11 protein-coding genes are annotated in these 15,941 nt (G+C 57.9%); 5 read left to right on the forward strand and 6 right to left on the reverse strand.

Features of this window, described 5'->3' with window-relative positions; all coding sequences use genetic code 11:
- Together phnX and ETAA8_RS02785 are read right to left on the reverse strand one after the other, a co-directional pair.
- Positions 1–813, reverse strand: coding sequence for a phosphonoacetaldehyde hydrolase (gene phnX / locus ETAA8_RS02780; RefSeq protein WP_145084556.1), 813 nt, complete (start codon positions 811–813; stop codon positions 1–3).
- Between the two features lie 1,343 nt (positions 814–2,156).
- Positions 2,157–3,866 (reverse strand): fatty acid CoA ligase family protein, encoded by a 1,710-nt coding sequence (locus tag ETAA8_RS02785; RefSeq protein ID WP_145084559.1) that lies wholly within the window; start codon positions 3,864–3,866, stop codon positions 2,157–2,159.
- A 485-nt stretch (positions 3,867–4,351) separates the two neighbouring features.
- On the opposite strand from ETAA8_RS02785, the gene ETAA8_RS02790 reads away from it, so the two are divergent.
- Positions 4,352–5,758, forward strand: a complete 1,407-nt coding sequence (locus tag ETAA8_RS02790; protein WP_202921523.1) for an arylsulfatase — start codon at positions 4,352–4,354, stop codon at positions 5,756–5,758.
- A gap of 60 nt (positions 5,759–5,818) precedes the next feature.
- Here the strand turns inward: ETAA8_RS02790 and ETAA8_RS02795 are convergent, their stop codons facing one another.
- Complete coding sequence (locus ETAA8_RS02795) at positions 5,819–7,126, reverse strand: lactate racemase domain-containing protein (RefSeq protein WP_145084566.1); 1,308 nt, start codon at positions 7,124–7,126, stop codon at positions 5,819–5,821.
- Between the two features lie 60 nt (positions 7,127–7,186).
- Complete coding sequence (locus ETAA8_RS02800) at positions 7,187–8,647, reverse strand: leucyl aminopeptidase (protein WP_145084569.1); 1,461 nt, start codon at positions 8,645–8,647, stop codon at positions 7,187–7,189.
- A gap of 178 nt (positions 8,648–8,825) precedes the next feature.
- Between ETAA8_RS02800 and ETAA8_RS02805 the strand changes: the two genes are divergently transcribed.
- From ETAA8_RS02805 to ETAA8_RS02820, 4 genes are all read left to right on the forward strand, one after another.
- Positions 8,826–9,056, forward strand: a complete 231-nt coding sequence (locus ETAA8_RS02805) for an addiction module protein (protein WP_202921524.1) — start codon at positions 8,826–8,828, stop codon at positions 9,054–9,056.
- Complete coding sequence (locus ETAA8_RS35785; RefSeq protein WP_145084575.1) at positions 9,053–9,352, forward strand: type II toxin-antitoxin system RelE/ParE family toxin; 300 nt, start codon at positions 9,053–9,055, stop codon at positions 9,350–9,352. Before ETAA8_RS02805 ends, ETAA8_RS35785 begins: the two co-directional genes overlap by 4 nt.
- A gap of 149 nt (positions 9,353–9,501) precedes the next feature.
- Positions 9,502–11,598, forward strand: a complete 2,097-nt coding sequence (locus tag ETAA8_RS02815; protein ID WP_145084578.1) for an FAD-dependent oxidoreductase — start codon at positions 9,502–9,504, stop codon at positions 11,596–11,598.
- A 93-nt stretch (positions 11,599–11,691) separates the two neighbouring features.
- Positions 11,692–13,272 (forward strand): aldehyde dehydrogenase (NADP(+)), encoded by a 1,581-nt coding sequence (locus ETAA8_RS02820; protein ID WP_145084581.1) that lies wholly within the window; start codon positions 11,692–11,694, stop codon positions 13,270–13,272.
- A 27-nt stretch (positions 13,273–13,299) separates the two neighbouring features.
- Here the strand turns inward: ETAA8_RS02820 and ETAA8_RS02825 are convergent, their stop codons facing one another.
- Together ETAA8_RS02825 and ETAA8_RS02830 are read right to left on the reverse strand one after the other, a co-directional pair.
- Positions 13,300–14,505: a hypothetical protein gene (locus ETAA8_RS02825; protein WP_145084584.1), complete on the reverse strand. Its 1,206-nt coding sequence runs from the start codon at positions 14,503–14,505 to the stop codon at positions 13,300–13,302.
- A 47-nt stretch (positions 14,506–14,552) separates the two neighbouring features.
- Complete coding sequence (locus ETAA8_RS02830) at positions 14,553–15,935, reverse strand: DUF1552 domain-containing protein (protein ID WP_145084586.1); 1,383 nt, start codon at positions 15,933–15,935, stop codon at positions 14,553–14,555.
- Between the last annotated feature and the right edge of the window lie 6 nt (positions 15,936–15,941).

The following is a 15,941-nucleotide window of genomic DNA, read 5'->3' on the forward strand; positions in this document are numbered from 1 at the left end:
TTACGGTCTCTCTCCCGTTTCCATTCGCTCGTTGATCCGGTCGATCACATTTGGCAAATCGACCAGGCTGGGAATCACGTAGTGCGCTCCCGCGCCATACAGCTTGCGGGCGGCGCGGTCGATGTGATAGCTGCGATCGACGTTCGTTAACGACTGCCAATCGGCCAGCGTCATGCCGACTTCGCTACCGCCGGCTGTGATGCCAATGCTCCAGCAGCCGGCGTTCAGCCCCTCTTCGATATCGGGAATCGTGTCGCCGATCTTCACCACAGTCGCCGGCGGAAATACATTCAGTTCCGACATCAGCCGAAACATCATCCACGGCGCGGGGCGGGCTGAAGGGGTGTCGTCCGCGGCCACGTTCGTATCCGCCTCGATACCCTGCAGGCGAGCCGCTTCGTACACACACTCCGCAATCGAGCGGGCATAGTCCGAAGTGGTGCCCACCTTCAATCCGCGGCTGCGTAACTCGGCCAGCACTTCCAGCACATGCGGTGTCAGGTGACTGTACTGCCGCACTGAGTCGAATTGCAGTGGAGCCAAATCGTCATAGATGTTCATCACGTCGGCGTCGGTCCACGGCCGGCCATGCACCATCTGAAACTGCTCGCTGATCGGCGGCATCTCGAGCAGGGCATGAATGTGCTCGTAGTTGTGCAGCCCCATCGACCAGCGAACTTGTGCCGTGGTGAGCATCAACTTCGATTTGGCGAACGCTTCCAAAAACGCGCGGGCCTGCGCCAGGCACCCATAGTCGACGAGGGTGCCTGCCCAGTCAAAAACCACCAGCTGAATTTTGAGAGATCCTGGCATCGTCTTTCCGCGACCGAATTTCCGTGGCTTAATCAGAAAAGCAAACCGCCCGGAACGCGAACGACATCAACGGCTGGCAATCGAAGTCAGAACTGCTCGCTGCCCGCCTCCGTTTAACTTAACGGATCGGCGGCACAGAAAGTAGCGCCCGACAAATCATCTGCCACGCAAAGCTCAGCCCCCTCAGTTCGACTAGACACGCTGGCACCCTCCCAGCAGGTGCCTGCGATTGGTGAGTTGACGCGCGGCTTGCCCACCGGTCAAGTTGCGCCGTCCCGCGTGCTTCGTAGCCAGCACAGGGCTGCAGGAAATTTCCGGAATTTGCATTCGCTTCGCAAATTCGCCTCCATTCGCAACCGATGACCCCGCACGGGATTACACGCTTTTTACGCGTCCTAAGTCCTTATCTCGCTGCGAAAAGTTCCAAAATCAATTTCCTGATTGTTTCCTGAATTCTCACGACCACCGGCCAGTCATGAAAACAGGAAATTTCCGTTATTCACAACGATCGCGAAAATTTCCTGATCCGCATAAGGCCTGTTCCGGCAACCAGTTCGGCTCTTTCACTGTAACGCAAGTCCTGTGGTTTTTGTGATAATCTCAAAATTCAATTTCCATTATCACGACAACTACTTAATTCATAAGTGGCTGTGAATATTTCACTAGAAACAGCGCCATATTCACATGATTGCTACCAAATTGACAAAGAAAATCCGGCAAGAATTATAGACAAGTACTGTGACTAGTCCGGTCACGACGCGGCCAGAATTGTCGCCATTCACGCCAGTACCCGGTAGGTTCTGGCCGCTGGCCGGAACCTGAAGCGGCGAGACACCGAATTTGTAGTTTGCCGGTCGGATGCCAAATGATGGCCCAACTGCCGACCAGGATCACATCCGGCGGATGTGACCTACATGCTGACGTGAACGGTTAACCAGAATAGTCGCCATTCACGCCAGTGTGACCGGGGGTACTGACACTCAGTCTCGCCGCCTTTCAGGAAACCCGAAGCGTGAGCGAGGCGCGTGCTGATCGCGGTTAAGAACCGTCGCAACAGTTAGACCATTCGCTGTTGCCCGCGCTATGGTCCGGCCCGAGTCGTTCCAGCGCATTTCGCGAGACTTGCACTTCATTACCTCTCGCTCACTTTCCTCGCTGACGCTTCGGGTTACCTAAAGAGGTGCCACCTTGACCCGTCATCGCGGGATTCGCACGTCTGGGGTCCGGAGGATTTTCGGGCCGTCGCTAAGCGGCTGAAGATACGGTCAACTCGCCCGAAAAACCTCCCGACCCCGGGCAAATGTCTGGCGAAAAGAAAAACTGGCTGGGACGGTCGCCTCGGCCTACTGCAGCCGTTTTGCAGCCCAGATTGCTAACTGCTCGCGAAAGATTTTGGCGTTGTGCCGAATGTCGACGGGGAGCGAGTTGTGAATGAAGAACGTCTCAATTTGCTGCGTGTAATTGCTCGCTTGAGCCAGCGCTTTTAGTTCAGCGATTAGTTGCGCTTCGTCGGCCCGACTCTGGGGCCGATGTTCGGGCCAAGGCTCGGCGATGATCACCGGTCGCTGTTTGCCGGCCGCACCAACGCCAACCAATGCGCTGCGATAGATCCGCGGGTGCTGATTAAAAATCGCCTCGCATTGAATGGTGAACAGCGTGGCTGTCGGCGTAGTCACGCGATGCGCTTTGCGGCCGCAGAACCAGAATCGCTCGCCCCGCGGTTCACCGGTGGGTGACGGTTCGAGGTAACCGACATCTCCCATGCGGTGCCACAGTCGCGCGCCGTCCCGAATCTTGTGCAGCGGATTGCAATCGGTTCGCGTCACGTACTCGCTGGTTACAACCGGCCCCGTCACAATCAGTTCGCCGATTTCACTCGCCGCGAGCTCTCTCACCTGGCTCATTTCGGTGAGCGGGCCATCGTCGATGGCGATCACTTTCCACTCGATCCCCGGGAACCTGCGTCCGACGCACGTTCCCGCGCCGGTTGCACTTCGCTGGCGAGTCTCGCGTAGCACTTCGCTGGCTGCGATGGAAGCAACAGGTAAGGCCTCGGTCGCGCCATAGGGAGTATGGACGTCTCCCTCGGGATGAATGATGTTTTTCACGCGCTCGAGCACATGCGGCGGGACGGGCGCACCAGCCGATAGGACTCGCGTAACGCTCGGCAATTGAATGTGATGTTGTTCGCAGTAACGGCCGACGACGTTCCACAGCGCGGGCGAACCAAACGACTGATCCACTTGCCAATCGTTGACCGCTTCGATGATGTTGCGCGGGTCGACGTTGGCTGGCCGCGTGGGATCCATCTCGGGAAAAATGGTCGTCACCCCCATCGCGCAGTTGAACAGCGCGAACAGCGGAAACGCCGGCAGCGCCACCTCGCCGGGTTGAATGTGATAGAAGTCGCGAATCTCGTCGGCCTGGCGATTGAAATTGCCGTGGCTGTACAGCACTCCCTTAGGTGGGCCGGTGCTCCCCGTGGTGAAAATGATGGCCGCTGGGTCTTGCGCTTGAATGTTTGGTGGGGTGAACGGAGCGTTCAGCGCTTTCAGTTGCGCCAGCGTTTTACCACCCCAGAACCAACGGCGACCGACCGTCACGTTGTACTTGGCCTGCGGAAATCGCCCGCGCAAGAGCACGCGCAGCGCCTGAGCCAAGGGAATGCCGACGAAGCCCTCGGGCTGACTCTCGGCGAGGCAGCGAATCAAGTTCGCCCGCCCCATGCCGGGATCGATCAGCACCTGCACTACGCCCGCTTTGAACAGCGCGAACACCAGTGCCACAAAGTCGATACTCGGCGGCACCATCAGCACCAGCTTCGTGCCTGGGCGAACGCCCATCGCGTGCAGGCCGGCCGCGATCCGGTTCGTGTCGTCGTCCAATTCACGAAACGTCAGCTGATCGTACTTTCGTCGGCCTTTGGCATCGCGCCCCTTGGGCACCGCGATCGCAACCCCGTGCGGATTCTGCCGGGCCGTTTCACTCAGGCGAAACCCCACATTGCATAGCAGCTGCGGCGAGAAAAACGACGAAGATTCCGATCCGGACATTGCGGGCAATTCAATTCAAGGCGAAGCGAGTGCGTAAGCCTGTCAGTATCGGCCCGGTACTCGCAGCGGTCAACGCGAGCGAGTGGCGGGTGGTCATTCACGCAGGCAATCCAGCGGTTCGGGGTCGGGAGGTATTTCGGGCTAACGGCGAACAGGCTGCGCGCAAACCGCAAAAGGGGGGTGTCCAACTATCGGGTCCATAATTGGACAGTAGGTAGCGCAACTCTCGGGTTTCCGAGCGATTGGTGTCCAACAATGGGGCGCGAAGTTGGACACCTTGGTTGAAATGAAGGCTGAAAATTTAGGACGCAGAGACGACCGTCACCGGGGTAAAAGTCTGCTCGGCAAGCACAATAAAGATGCCGCGCAGAACGTCTTGATAACTGCGGATGACTGACAAAACAAATCACGAGATGCTCACGCCAAGTGAGCGCAACTCAAATCGGGAAGTTGTTTCAACTGCGATCTTAATTACGGAAACCGCCATGCTGCGCCTCTCCTCTGGGATACTACTCTGCTTCTTGTTTCCGTGTCTCGCGCTCTCTGCCGATCCAGTTGCGCGGAAGGGCCAGCCCAACATCATTTACATCCTCAGCGATGATCTGGCGCAGGGCGATGTCGGTTGTTACGGCCAGAAGTTAATCAAGACACCGAATCTCGATCGGATGGCAAAGGAAGGAACCCGCTTCACACAGGCGTATTGCGGAACATCGGTTTGCGCGCCCTCGCGCACATCGCTGATGACAGGTTTGCACATGGGGCATGCGCCGGTGCGGGCGAACTGGGAAATTGCCAAGGGTGAAGGACAATTGCCATTGCCCGCCAACACCGTGACGGTTGCCAGCATTCTGAAAGATTCGGGCTATGCCACGGCCTGTGTCGGCAAATGGGGCATGGGAATGTTCGATACAACAGGAAGCCCGCTGAAGCGCGGCTTCGATCATTTTTTTGGCTACAACTGCCAGCGCCACGCACACTCCTACTTTCCCGCGTATCTCTACAACGATGCCGAGAGGATTCCACTTGCCGGCAACAATGGAGTCGGTGGCGGCGAGGCCTACGCGCAGGAGTTGATTCAGCGCGATGCCGAGCAATGGTTGCGAGCCAATCACGCGCAGCCTTTCTTTCTCTTCTATGCCATTACATTGCCGCACGGCAGACACGAAATTGATGACCTGGGTGAATATGCGACGACCGATTGGACTCCCCTGCAAAAAGCCTATGCCGCGCAAGTCACGCGCCTCGATAGCGACGTCGGCCGGTTGCTCGCGCTGCTGAAGGAATTGAAGGTTGACGACAATACGCTGATGATGGTCTCGGGTGACAACGGCTCGTCATTCAACGAGACATCGGATATCGGTCGCCGCTTCGATCAATCGATGGGGGGCAAGCTCCGCGGCTTCAAGCGGGGCATGTACGAAGGTGGCCTGCGCCAGGCGGCGATCGCGCGTTGGCCGGGAGTGGTAACGGCGGGCCGGGTGTGCGAAGAACCGTGGGCCTTTTGGGATTTTCTGCCGACGGCTGCCGAGCTCGCTGGTGCGAAGCTTCCCGTTGGCTACCAAACCGATGGCCACTCGCTCACGACCATGCTGCGCGGCGGCCCCGCGCCGCAGCGAGACTACTTCTACTGGGAGTTGCACGAGCAGTCGTTCATTCAAGCCGTTCGCTTTGGCGATTGGAAAGCGGTTCGCAATGGACCTAATGAGCCAATCGAGCTTTATGACCTGAAGAGCGATTCGGGGGAGAAGAATGATGTAGCCGCGAGCCACGGCGAACTGGTCGCCAAGGCCGAAACGCTGCTGAAAGATGCCCATCGCGACGATCCCAACTGGCCAGTCTTCGCCACCCAGAAGCAACGTCAGGAGTGGCGGAAGAGTCGTTCAGCAAAGTAGCGTGGGCTTTAGCCCACGCACGATGGATAAACGATGTGGGCTTAAACCCACACTCCGGGACTAGCCCGCGCCGAACCCCGTTTGGCGATTGAACAAGCGATCCTTCGTCGCCCAGAGGCCAGCAGATGGTGTGGGAATGAAGTAAATCTGCTCGCCATTCACCTCGTTGAAGCCTTCTTTTAACTGGCCAATCGGGTACTTGAGCAACTGTTCTTCGAGATTCGCATAGCCGAACTTCACTTGCTCGATGTCCGACTTTTCGAGATGCCCCGGCGCGTAGGTGATCTTGAATCGCCCTTCGCTGCTGCCGTGAATCAGGTGGGCAGTGCCGTGAGCCAGATCCTGCATATCGGCGTTCTTCTTGTACTGCTCCATTACGGCTGGTGTGCCGCAGTAGCCATACTTGCGAATCAGCGCGTCCACATCGGCTTGTTCGCCAAACCGCTTGAGTCCCGGCGCCAGAATCAACAATTCGCCCCCATCGGCAATCGCCATCCGCGTGCGATAGACGGCCTTGTTGGCCACCCAGGTGCTGAAGAACTCATCGCCTTGCATGACGCAGACGACCTTCTGCAGCGGTTCATCGAAGGTGGCGATGTTTTGTTCGCGCGCCTGGCGGGCAGCGCCCAGGTAGGTTTCCAAATCATCGCCGACGAACACGCCGGTATGCACCAGGTGCCCATTCGGATTGCGCGCCAGGACCACTTGCACGTAGAAGTCGGGCAAGTGGCCGAGATACTTCTCTTCAGCATAGTTGAAGCATTGCCGAACCGGCGTGAGCAGGTTGCCGAGGTTGTTCTCGATGCCGCAACTGGCAGCCGCCATGTGTGACGTGCAGATGAGATCCTTGCCAGCGAGGCCAATGAAATAGTTCTTGTTGTGATTGGCAAAGCCAAGGACTTCGTGCGGTACAACGTGACCGATGTTGATGATCAGGTCCCACTTTTCTTTCATCAGCATGGTGTTGAGCCACAGCGGAAATGCCCAGTCGGCTGCGCCGCCGGTCTTCTCCTTCACATAGTCAGCAGGGACTTCGCCGATGTGCGTGCAGCCGCCGCGCCAATCGTGCGGATGGATTCGCTCGTGCGGAATCTTGCCGAACATCTGCGCGTTCTGCTCGCGCGTGTGCGGTTCGTGTTGACCGAGCGTGGGAATGACGTGCACTTCGGCCGATGACGATAGCAAGTTATAGAACGACTCCGTAATCCAACCGCTGCCGGAGTGCATGCGGGTAATATCGGGGGGGAGCAAGAGAACCCGCTTGGGATCTTTGCAGATTCGTCGCTTGGCTTCATCGAGCGCCCGTTCGATAAGGACTTCGACTTCGGCACGAGAGATTTCAGGAGCAGATTGTGTGAACCAGGGCATGGGAGTAGCGAGAATGGGTTGAAGGGATTGGGGACGAAGAGCAGGAGCAGAACGACGGAACTACTTGGCAGCGCGGCGTGCGATTTCGACGAGTGTGCGAACACCGAAGCCACTACCGCCAGCATCGAGCCAGGGCTTTTGACCATCGAGGAATGCCGGGCCGGCGATATCGAGATGGACCCACGGTTTGCCGGCCACAAATTCTTCCAAGAACTTGGCGGCAGTGATCGCACCACCCCAGCGGCCGTCGCCGGTGTTTTTGATGTCGGCGACTTCGCTGCGAATCTGCTCGCTGAATTCGGGATACATGGGCAACTGCCACAGTGGTTCGCCCACTGCATCGCCCGAGGCTTTCACTTCGTCGGCCCAAGCCTGGTCGTTGGTCATCAGGCCGGCGATGTCGGTCCCCAGGGCAACCACGCAAGCGCCGGTAAGTGTGGCGAGGTCAACGATTTTTGCAGGCTGCGACTGCAGCGCCACATCGAGCACGTCTCCCAGCACGAGGCGACCTTCGGCATCGGTATTGAGAACCTCAATCGTCTTGCCGCTGCGAGCGCGAAGTACATCGCCCAGCTTGAATGCGCTGCCGCCGAGCATGTTCTCGACGAGGCCACAAAAGCCAATCACGTTCACGGGCAATTGCAGCTGAGCAATTGTCTGCATGGCACCAAGCACTGCAGCGGCGCCGGCCATATCGCACTTCATCGTTTTCATGCCGTCGGTCGGCTTGATCGACAGGCCACCGGAGTCGAACGTCACACCCTTGCCGACGAAGGCAATCGGAGCGACCGAGTCAGCGGCTCCTTGATACTTCAGAATCACCAGTCGCGAGTCACGGTCCGAGCCCTTGCCCACCGCCAGCAAGCTGCCACAGCGTTCGGCCTCTAAGCGGGCGCGGTCCCAAACTTCAATCGATAGCCCCGAACTTTCGGCCACGCTGACGGCTTCATTCGCAAACGATTCGGGATAAATGTCTCCCGCCGGTTCGTTTACCAAGCGACGGGCGAGGTTGACGCCACCGGCGAGAATCTCGCCGCGGCGAATGTCGTCTGCCGAAGCATTCGCCCAGCCAAGTTGTGCCAGCGGGAAGCGGTTCTTTTTGGCGCGATACAAGTCTTGACCGACACAGCCCACGAGACTTCCGCAGATACCACTTTCGAGCAGTTCGCCCGACCAGCCTTCGCCCAGGTAGAAGGCAACCAGCCCACGTTCTTTACCTGCCAGTGCTTTGGCGGCAATTGCTGCCGAGCGAAATGCGGTGCTGCGATCGACAGTCGCGCGTGCACCAAGACCAATCAAGGTGGCTTGCTTGGCTTGGGTTCCTGGCGGTGCGAACAGAGTGACGACTTCGCCGCGCTTACCGCTCAAGTCTTTCGATTCCAGCAGTTTCGTCAGCAGTCCTTGTGTGGCCCGGTTCAAAGCCTCCGCTGCACCACTCAGCGGTTCGTCAGCATAGATGCCCACCACGACCGCATCAGCCTGGATGGTTGCCACGCCGTCTTGAATTGCCGTTACCGCCATGAAACGAGTTCCCTCTGACTAATCTTCATCCGAGTTGTGACCGCACGTACCCGGATTTTAACGCCCGCTGCCGAGAATGGCAGATGGGAGAGAGGGGCCTCGGCTAGCCGAACCAAGTTTGATGGCTGATCTGTTGCTCGCTAGAATTGAGGAAGTTCCCATCCTTCAGGACTGCACTATGACCATCAACCTGGCTGATTTCGGCATCGATCGACTCAATCGTGACGAACGAATGGAACTAGCGATTGCCATCCTAAGATCGGTTGCCGAGTCACCGGACGTTCCAGTACTTTCGGACGCACTTAAGGCGGAACTGAATCGGCGAATGGACGCGTACGAACGTGATCCAGGCAAAGTGCTGGGTTGGGAGGACGTCCGGGCTGAAATCTATGCTTCGCTGCAAAAATGAGCCGAAGTCTGGTTATCACTCTAGAGGCGAAGGATGATCTTCGCGCTGCTGCACGCTGGTACGAAGATCAGTCGGCAGGTCTCGGTTTTCGCTTCATGCAGGCGATCGACCATGCCTTGGATTTAATCGCCCTTCATCCCGAAATTCACGCGATTGTTCACAGGGACGGACGGCTCGCAAAAGTTGAGCGATTTCCATATGCAATTTGCTATCGCCTTGAGAGATCCCGAATCCTTATTTTCTCAGTCACTCACACGTCGCGTGATCCGGCGTACTGGCAAGATCGGCTACCGTGATTCATCGCGCAGACAATCTGCCACAGAATTCCCCCCAAATACCACGCTGGGGCCTCGCGGACTATAATCGCTTGTTCGCATGCGGATCTTCCTGCTGAGTAACGAGTCCGCGCTGATTCTGCTTCCTCTCTGCGAACCGGATGGTTGTTATGAGTGCTTTCAGCTTGATTTTTCGCGGCTTATTCGCCGCTGTGCTGGTTCTGTCTTCGTTGCCGCTGACTGTGGCCGCTCCAGTGACTGGCTCGTACGACGTCGTCGTCTACGGCGGTACTGCAGGGGGCGTGGCGGCCGCGGTGCAAGCTCGGCGGATGGGAAAAACCGCGGTCATTATCGAGCCCGGCAAGCACTTGGGCGGGTTGACGAGCGGCGGCCTGGGCGCGACCGATATCGGCAATAAAGCGGCCATTGGCGGCATCAGCCGCGAGTTCTATCAACATGTGCGCAAGCACTACAACGATCCGGCAAACTGGACTCAAGAAGAACCCGAAAACTACAAGAGCGGTCGCGGCAGCGAAGGGGCGAAGGAAGATGCCATGTGGACCTTTGAGCCCAGCGTGGCTGAAAAGATCCTCCGCCAGATGTGCGCTGACGAGAAGGTCGAGATCATCTATGGCGAACGACTAAACCTGAAGGATGGCGTACAGAAGCAGGATAAACAGATCGTTTCTATCCGCATGGAAAGTGGCAAGGTTTTCGCTGGCAAAATGTTTCTCGATGCCACCTACGAAGGCGATCTCTTCGCTCTGGTAGGCTGCTCGTATCATGTCGGCCGCGAAGCGAACGCCGTCTATGGCGAAACGCTCAATGGCGTGCAAACCAAAAATGCTCGCTCGCACCAGATGGTCCCCGGTGTCGATCCTTACGTGAAGAAAGGTGACAAGACCAGCGGTCTGTTGCCTGGCGTACATGGCGATTCACCGGGCGAAGAAGGTGCCGGCGACAAACGCGTGCAAGCCTATAACTTCCGCATGTGCTTAACCGACCGCGAGAACAACAAGATCCCATTCAGCAAGCCAGACGGTTACGACCCGGCCCGCTACGAACTACTGCTACGAAACTTCGAAGCGGGCGAGACTCGCGCGCCGTGGGCACCAACGCTGATGCCGAATCGCAAGACCGATGTGAATAACAATCACGGTTTTGCCAGCGACAACATCGGCATGAACTACGACTATCCCGAAGCCGACTATGCCAAGCGGGACGAGATCTTTAAGGACCATTTGCTCTATCAGCGTGGTCTGATGTGGACGCTGGTGAGCAACCCGCGCGTGCCGGAAAAGATTCGGAACGAAGTCAGCCGTTGGGGACTCTGCAAGGATGAATTCCCCGAGCACGATGGCTGGCCGCACCAAATGTACGTGCGCGAAGCCCGCCGCCTTATTAGCGACTACGTGATGACCCAGCACGATTGCCAGGGCCGCCGCGAATGCAGCGATTCCGTCGGTTTGGCTGCGTACACCATGGACTCACATAACGTCCAGCGTTACGTCGATGCCAACGGACAGGTCCGCAACGAGGGGGACGTGCAGGTAGGCGGATTCTCCCCCTATCCCATTTCGTACAAGTCAATCGTTGCCGCCGAAAAAGAGTGCAGCAACCTGCTCGTGCCGGTCAACCTGAGCAGTTCGCACATCGCCTTCGGCAGTATTCGGATGGAGCCTGTCTTCATGGTGCTAGGCCAGTCCGCTGCGACTGCGGCGTGCCAGGCCATCGATGACAACGTGACTGTGCAGAAGGTCGATTACAAAAAACTGAGCGAACGACTTGCAGCCGACAAACAAGTGCTGGTTTGGACCGGTCCCAAGCGAGGTGCTCAAGGCGGGATCGATCCCAAGACCCTCAAGGGAATCGTCGTTGACGACAGCGCGGCGAAGACGACCGGCACTTGGGGCGTGAGCAATTCGACCAGCGGTTTTATCGGCACCCAGTATTTGCACGACGGCAACGAGCAGAAGGGGCAATTGAGCGCGCAGTTTCTGATCAACGTTGACAAGGCCGGCGAATACGACGTTCGCCTGGCTTATACCGCGTTCACCAACCGGGCAACGAACGTTCCCGTCACGATCAAAGCCGGCGATGTTGAAAGGGAAGTGACGGTCAATCAACGGAATAAGCCGGCCATCGACGGTATGTTTGTTTCCCTCGGCAAGTTCAAGGCCGACAAAGAGATCGTCGTCACCATTTCCACCAAGGGAACCGACGGCCACGTGATTGCCGATGCTGTACAGGCTGTGTTGGTAGAGTAAAGCTGAAATAGCCGTAGCTGAATTCGCCAGAATTCAGATGATTGCAACTCGACTGAATTCTGGCGAATTCAGCTACTTTGAATACTTCGAACTATGTCCCTGCAACCTGTTCTCATTGCTGGCGAGTGGCGCGCGTCGAACTCAAGCAGTTCTTTCCAAGCGGAGAATCCTGCCACGCAGGAAAAACTGCCGGCCGAGTTTCCCATCAGCAGTTGGGCCGATTGCGATGCCGCGCTCGCGGCTGCGACGAGCGCGGCTGCGGAGTTGCGAGCGCTTCCCGCCGAACGGATCGCGGAATTCCTCGAAGCATTTGCCCGGCGAATCGAAGCTCGCAAGGACGAGTTCGTCAAACTGGCGAATCAAGAGAGCGCGCTACCGGCGTCACCAAGACTGGCCGATAACGAGTTCCCACGTACTACCGGGCAACTTCGTCAAGCTGCGGCGGCCGCTCGCGACGGCAGTTGGTCGATGCCGACCATCGACGCAGCGAATAACATTCGCTCGGTCCTCGCGCCAATTGGCCCGGTGCTTGTCTTTGGTCCCAACAATTTTCCCTTTGCGTTCAACAGCGCAGCGGGCGGGGACTTTGCAGCGGCGATTGCCGCCGGCAATCCGGTAATTGCCAAGGCCAATACTTCGCATCCCGGCACTTCGCAATTGTTTGCCGAGGAAGCTCTGGCGGCGTTAAAAGAAACCAAGTTGCCGCTGGCGACAGTGCAACTTATCTATCGCACCAGCCATGCGGATGGCGAGAAGCTGGTCGCCGATCATCGCGTGGGGGCCATCGGATATACCGGCAGCCGCCATGCAGGACTGAAGTTGAAAGCTGCTGCCGATGCCACGGGCAAGCCGTTTTATGCTGAACTGTCGAGCGTGAATCCGGTTGTGATCTTGCCAGGCGCGCTGGCCGAGAAAGCCGAAGAATTGGCAGCGACCTTCACGACTAGTTGTTTGATGGGCGTCGGGCAGTTCTGCACGAATCCGGGCCTGATCGTACTGCTCGAAGGCTCGCTGTCCGAGACGTTTATCACCGATGTGACCTCCCGCTTTCAAGCGGCTCCGGTCGGCACGCTCCTCTCGTCGGGCGTTGCCACTTCGCTCACCAAGGCGATTGCGGCGCTACAAGATGCCGGAGCAAAGCTGCTCGTCGGCGGCACCACTGGCGGCGGCAAGGGACATAGCTTTGCGAATACGCTGCTCCGCGTCTCGGGCGATCAGTTCGTCCATAACGCAGCTGCACTACAAACCGAAGCGTTCGGCAATGCTTCACTGCTAGTCGTTGTCGAGAGTGTCGTGGAAGCGGCCAAAGTACTTGCGCAACTGGAAGGGAATCTTACGGGTTGCATTTATTCCAGCACGACTGGCAAAGACGACGAAGCCTACGCGCAACTGGCTCCGATTTTGCGACAGAAGGTGGGCCGCCTGCTGGACGACAAAATGCCGACTGGTGTGGCGGTCAGCCCCGCCATGAATCACGGCGGGCCATTTCCCGCCACCGGACATCCGGGCTTTACCGCGGTCGGAATTCCGGCCTCGCTCCGTCGCTTTGCCATGCTGCAATGCTACGACAGCGTGCGCGAGAATCGCCTCCCAGCTTCGCTTAAGAACAAGAACCCAAGCGGCAAGCTCTGGCGTCAGATTGGCGACCAGTGGACCCAGGCCGATGTGGGCTAAGGGAAGCAGCCGATTTTCTACCAGCGGTCACTCGCGGCCGTGGAACTGTTCTTCGCGTGGCAAAGCATTGACTTTCCACGTGGCCGGATAAAAGCGAACCACGCGGTTGGGGCGAAAGCCTTCGAGCAGTTGGCAGCACTTCACTTTGATCTGCACACCGCTGCTGCCTGGTTCGAGCGGCACTTTGCCGATGTGAAGAATGTTGCCCCCTTTGCGATCGTTGACGGGGTCATACGTCATCAGCGTCTCGCGAGCGACGCAGATGCCACCCTTCGGCGCTAGGGGATCATCCTCGCGGCCCGAAAAAGGCCAGCCGTGTGGTTCTTCGTTAATGCCGCGCAACTCGTCGAACAGTTTTGGGTCAACTCCGCCAAAAAATGTGATGGTGACAATCTGCGGTTCATCTTCGACGGCATCAATCCAGCCAGGAAGGCCGCGGTCGCGGATGTGGGTCCGATGGCGTTCCAGTTGTTGCTCGGTGGCTAAGCGCCGGCTCGTCTCGTCGAGCCAGATTTCCTGAACTCGGCCAGGGCCATACAACGTGGCCCAGGTGAGGTTGAATTGCACCGTCTGCCCCGCCTTTAGCGCGTCCAGCTTTCCAAAACCATTTTCGCTCAACACACGGGTGCTCGTCGAAAGATCAAAAAGCTTTGGTTTGCCGACCCCTGCGCCCTTGGCTTGCAACGTGGCAGTCAATTTGTTCTCAGCCAGGTTCACCGCGTCGATCTTCCAAGCCTGCTCTCGACTTGCGTAGTGGCTGAAGTCGTCTTCCAGTTGAAAACAGCGAGTGAAAGCGGCATCGGCGTTCACACGGCGATAAGCGCCAGCGGGAGGAGCCGACTTATCGTTCGGATCCTTTTGATAGAACTTGCCATGCAGGTGAGTGCCGAGCGGAATATCCTGCAGCGCGGCAGGCGCGCCGTGATAGTAGATCGAACCATACGGCAGCATTGCTGCATCAATGGGCAGATCCAAGTGCCCCGCCTGTTGACTGTCGTCGCGATCGACGCGCAGTCGAAAGCGACGCTCCAAATGATCGACCTGGATCAATTCACCGGAAATGGCGTGAGCCGAGTTGGCCGGTGGGAATTCACCTTCGATCAAGCGAAACCAGGGCAAGGCTTTGTCCGGGTTGTCGTCCGTACGAAACTTGCCCGGCTCGGCGCCAGACAACACGGCCACGGTCAAACACAAGCAGGTGCAGGACAAAATCGAAAGGCGGCGGCTAGTCATGAGGATGCACTGGTTAAAACGACTGAGAAACTTCCCGACACCGGCAATTACTTGACGATGGCGGAAATAGCACCGAGGCTGTCTTGAAACTGTTCTGTCTCGACGTCCACCCGCTGCAGCATCGTCAGGAGCAGATTACTTAAACGGGCATCGCCATCGACGGGGCGCGAGCAGACACGGTAATGGCCGTTGGCATCGGCGACGTTGTACTTGCCGATCTTGGGCAAATTGAAATCGACGTGCTGACCGTGCTTGTGACCGAGCGCACGCCCACCCGCCAGAATCGTCGGCAGGTTGGCATTGCCGTGGCTGTGGCCATAGGCCATTCCGCTCCCCCAAAGAACCTGGGTTGTATCGAGCAGCGGCTGACCCTCTTCCGTGTGGGCCTTGAGTTGATCGAGGAAGTAGCTGAGTTGCTCGACGAGGAAAGTATCCGTCTCGGTCAGGCGACGCAACTGTTCAGGATCACCATTGTGATGCGACAAGCCGTGGCGAGCCTGCGAAATGCCGATATCGGGAATCGCTCCACCATTCGACTCGCTGCAAATCATGCAGGTAATGACGCGCGTCGAGTCGGTGCGCAAGGCCAGGACCATCAAGTCGTAAAACAGGCGGTAGTATTCCGTGACCTGGCTCATGTTCAACTTGCGCGTCAGGCGGGCTTCATCCGCAGCGTCGATCTTGGGCTTGGGAATGTTCAGCCACGATTCAGCTCGCTGCGTGCGCACTTCGACCTGGCGCACGGCGGTGAGATACTCATCCAACTTGGTGCGATCTTCGGCGCCCAGTTTGCGATTCACTCGTTGGGCGTCTTCGGCCACCGCGTCGAGGATGCTGTTCCGGCGACTCAGGCGGCGACTGATCGCGCTTTTGCTTTCCTTCTCCACGCCAAACAGCATGTTGAAGATCGTGCGCGTATCGCGCTCGGCCGGAATCTGGATTCCATCGCGTGACCAGGCCAGCGAGTGCCCCTCAATGGCCAATTCCAACGACGCAAAACGTGTCGACGTCCCTTGCACCTCGGCCATTAGCTGATCGGCCGAAACGCTATTGCGGAAAGCGCCGCCATCGCTGGGCACGTTCGCACCGGTGAGCCACACTTTGTCGCAGTTGTGATGTTTGCCAAGCACCTTGGGATGATGCAGCCCGCTGATTGGCGTGACATCGGCCCGGTGTCGCTCGAGCGACTGCAGCGGTTTGGTGAACTCGAAGTCCTTGCCCGCTTTCTCGATTTGCCACGTCAGCGTATTTACGCCGTTCGGAATGTAAAGAAAGACACTCCGCTTCGGTTTGCTCTTGGCAGTCGTCTCGGGCGCACCCAGGCTGGTGCCTGCCATGCAATTGAGCAGTGGCAGGGCGAGAGACACACCCGCGCCCCGCAGCAGTTGACGGCGGTTCAGTTGCCAGCTGTCGCGATTCATATTGTTCATGGTCGA

Origin of the sequence: Anatilimnocola aggregata (assembly GCF_007747655.1) — a bacterium.
GTDB classification, from domain to species: domain Bacteria; phylum Planctomycetota; class Planctomycetia; order Pirellulales; family Pirellulaceae; genus Anatilimnocola; species Anatilimnocola aggregata.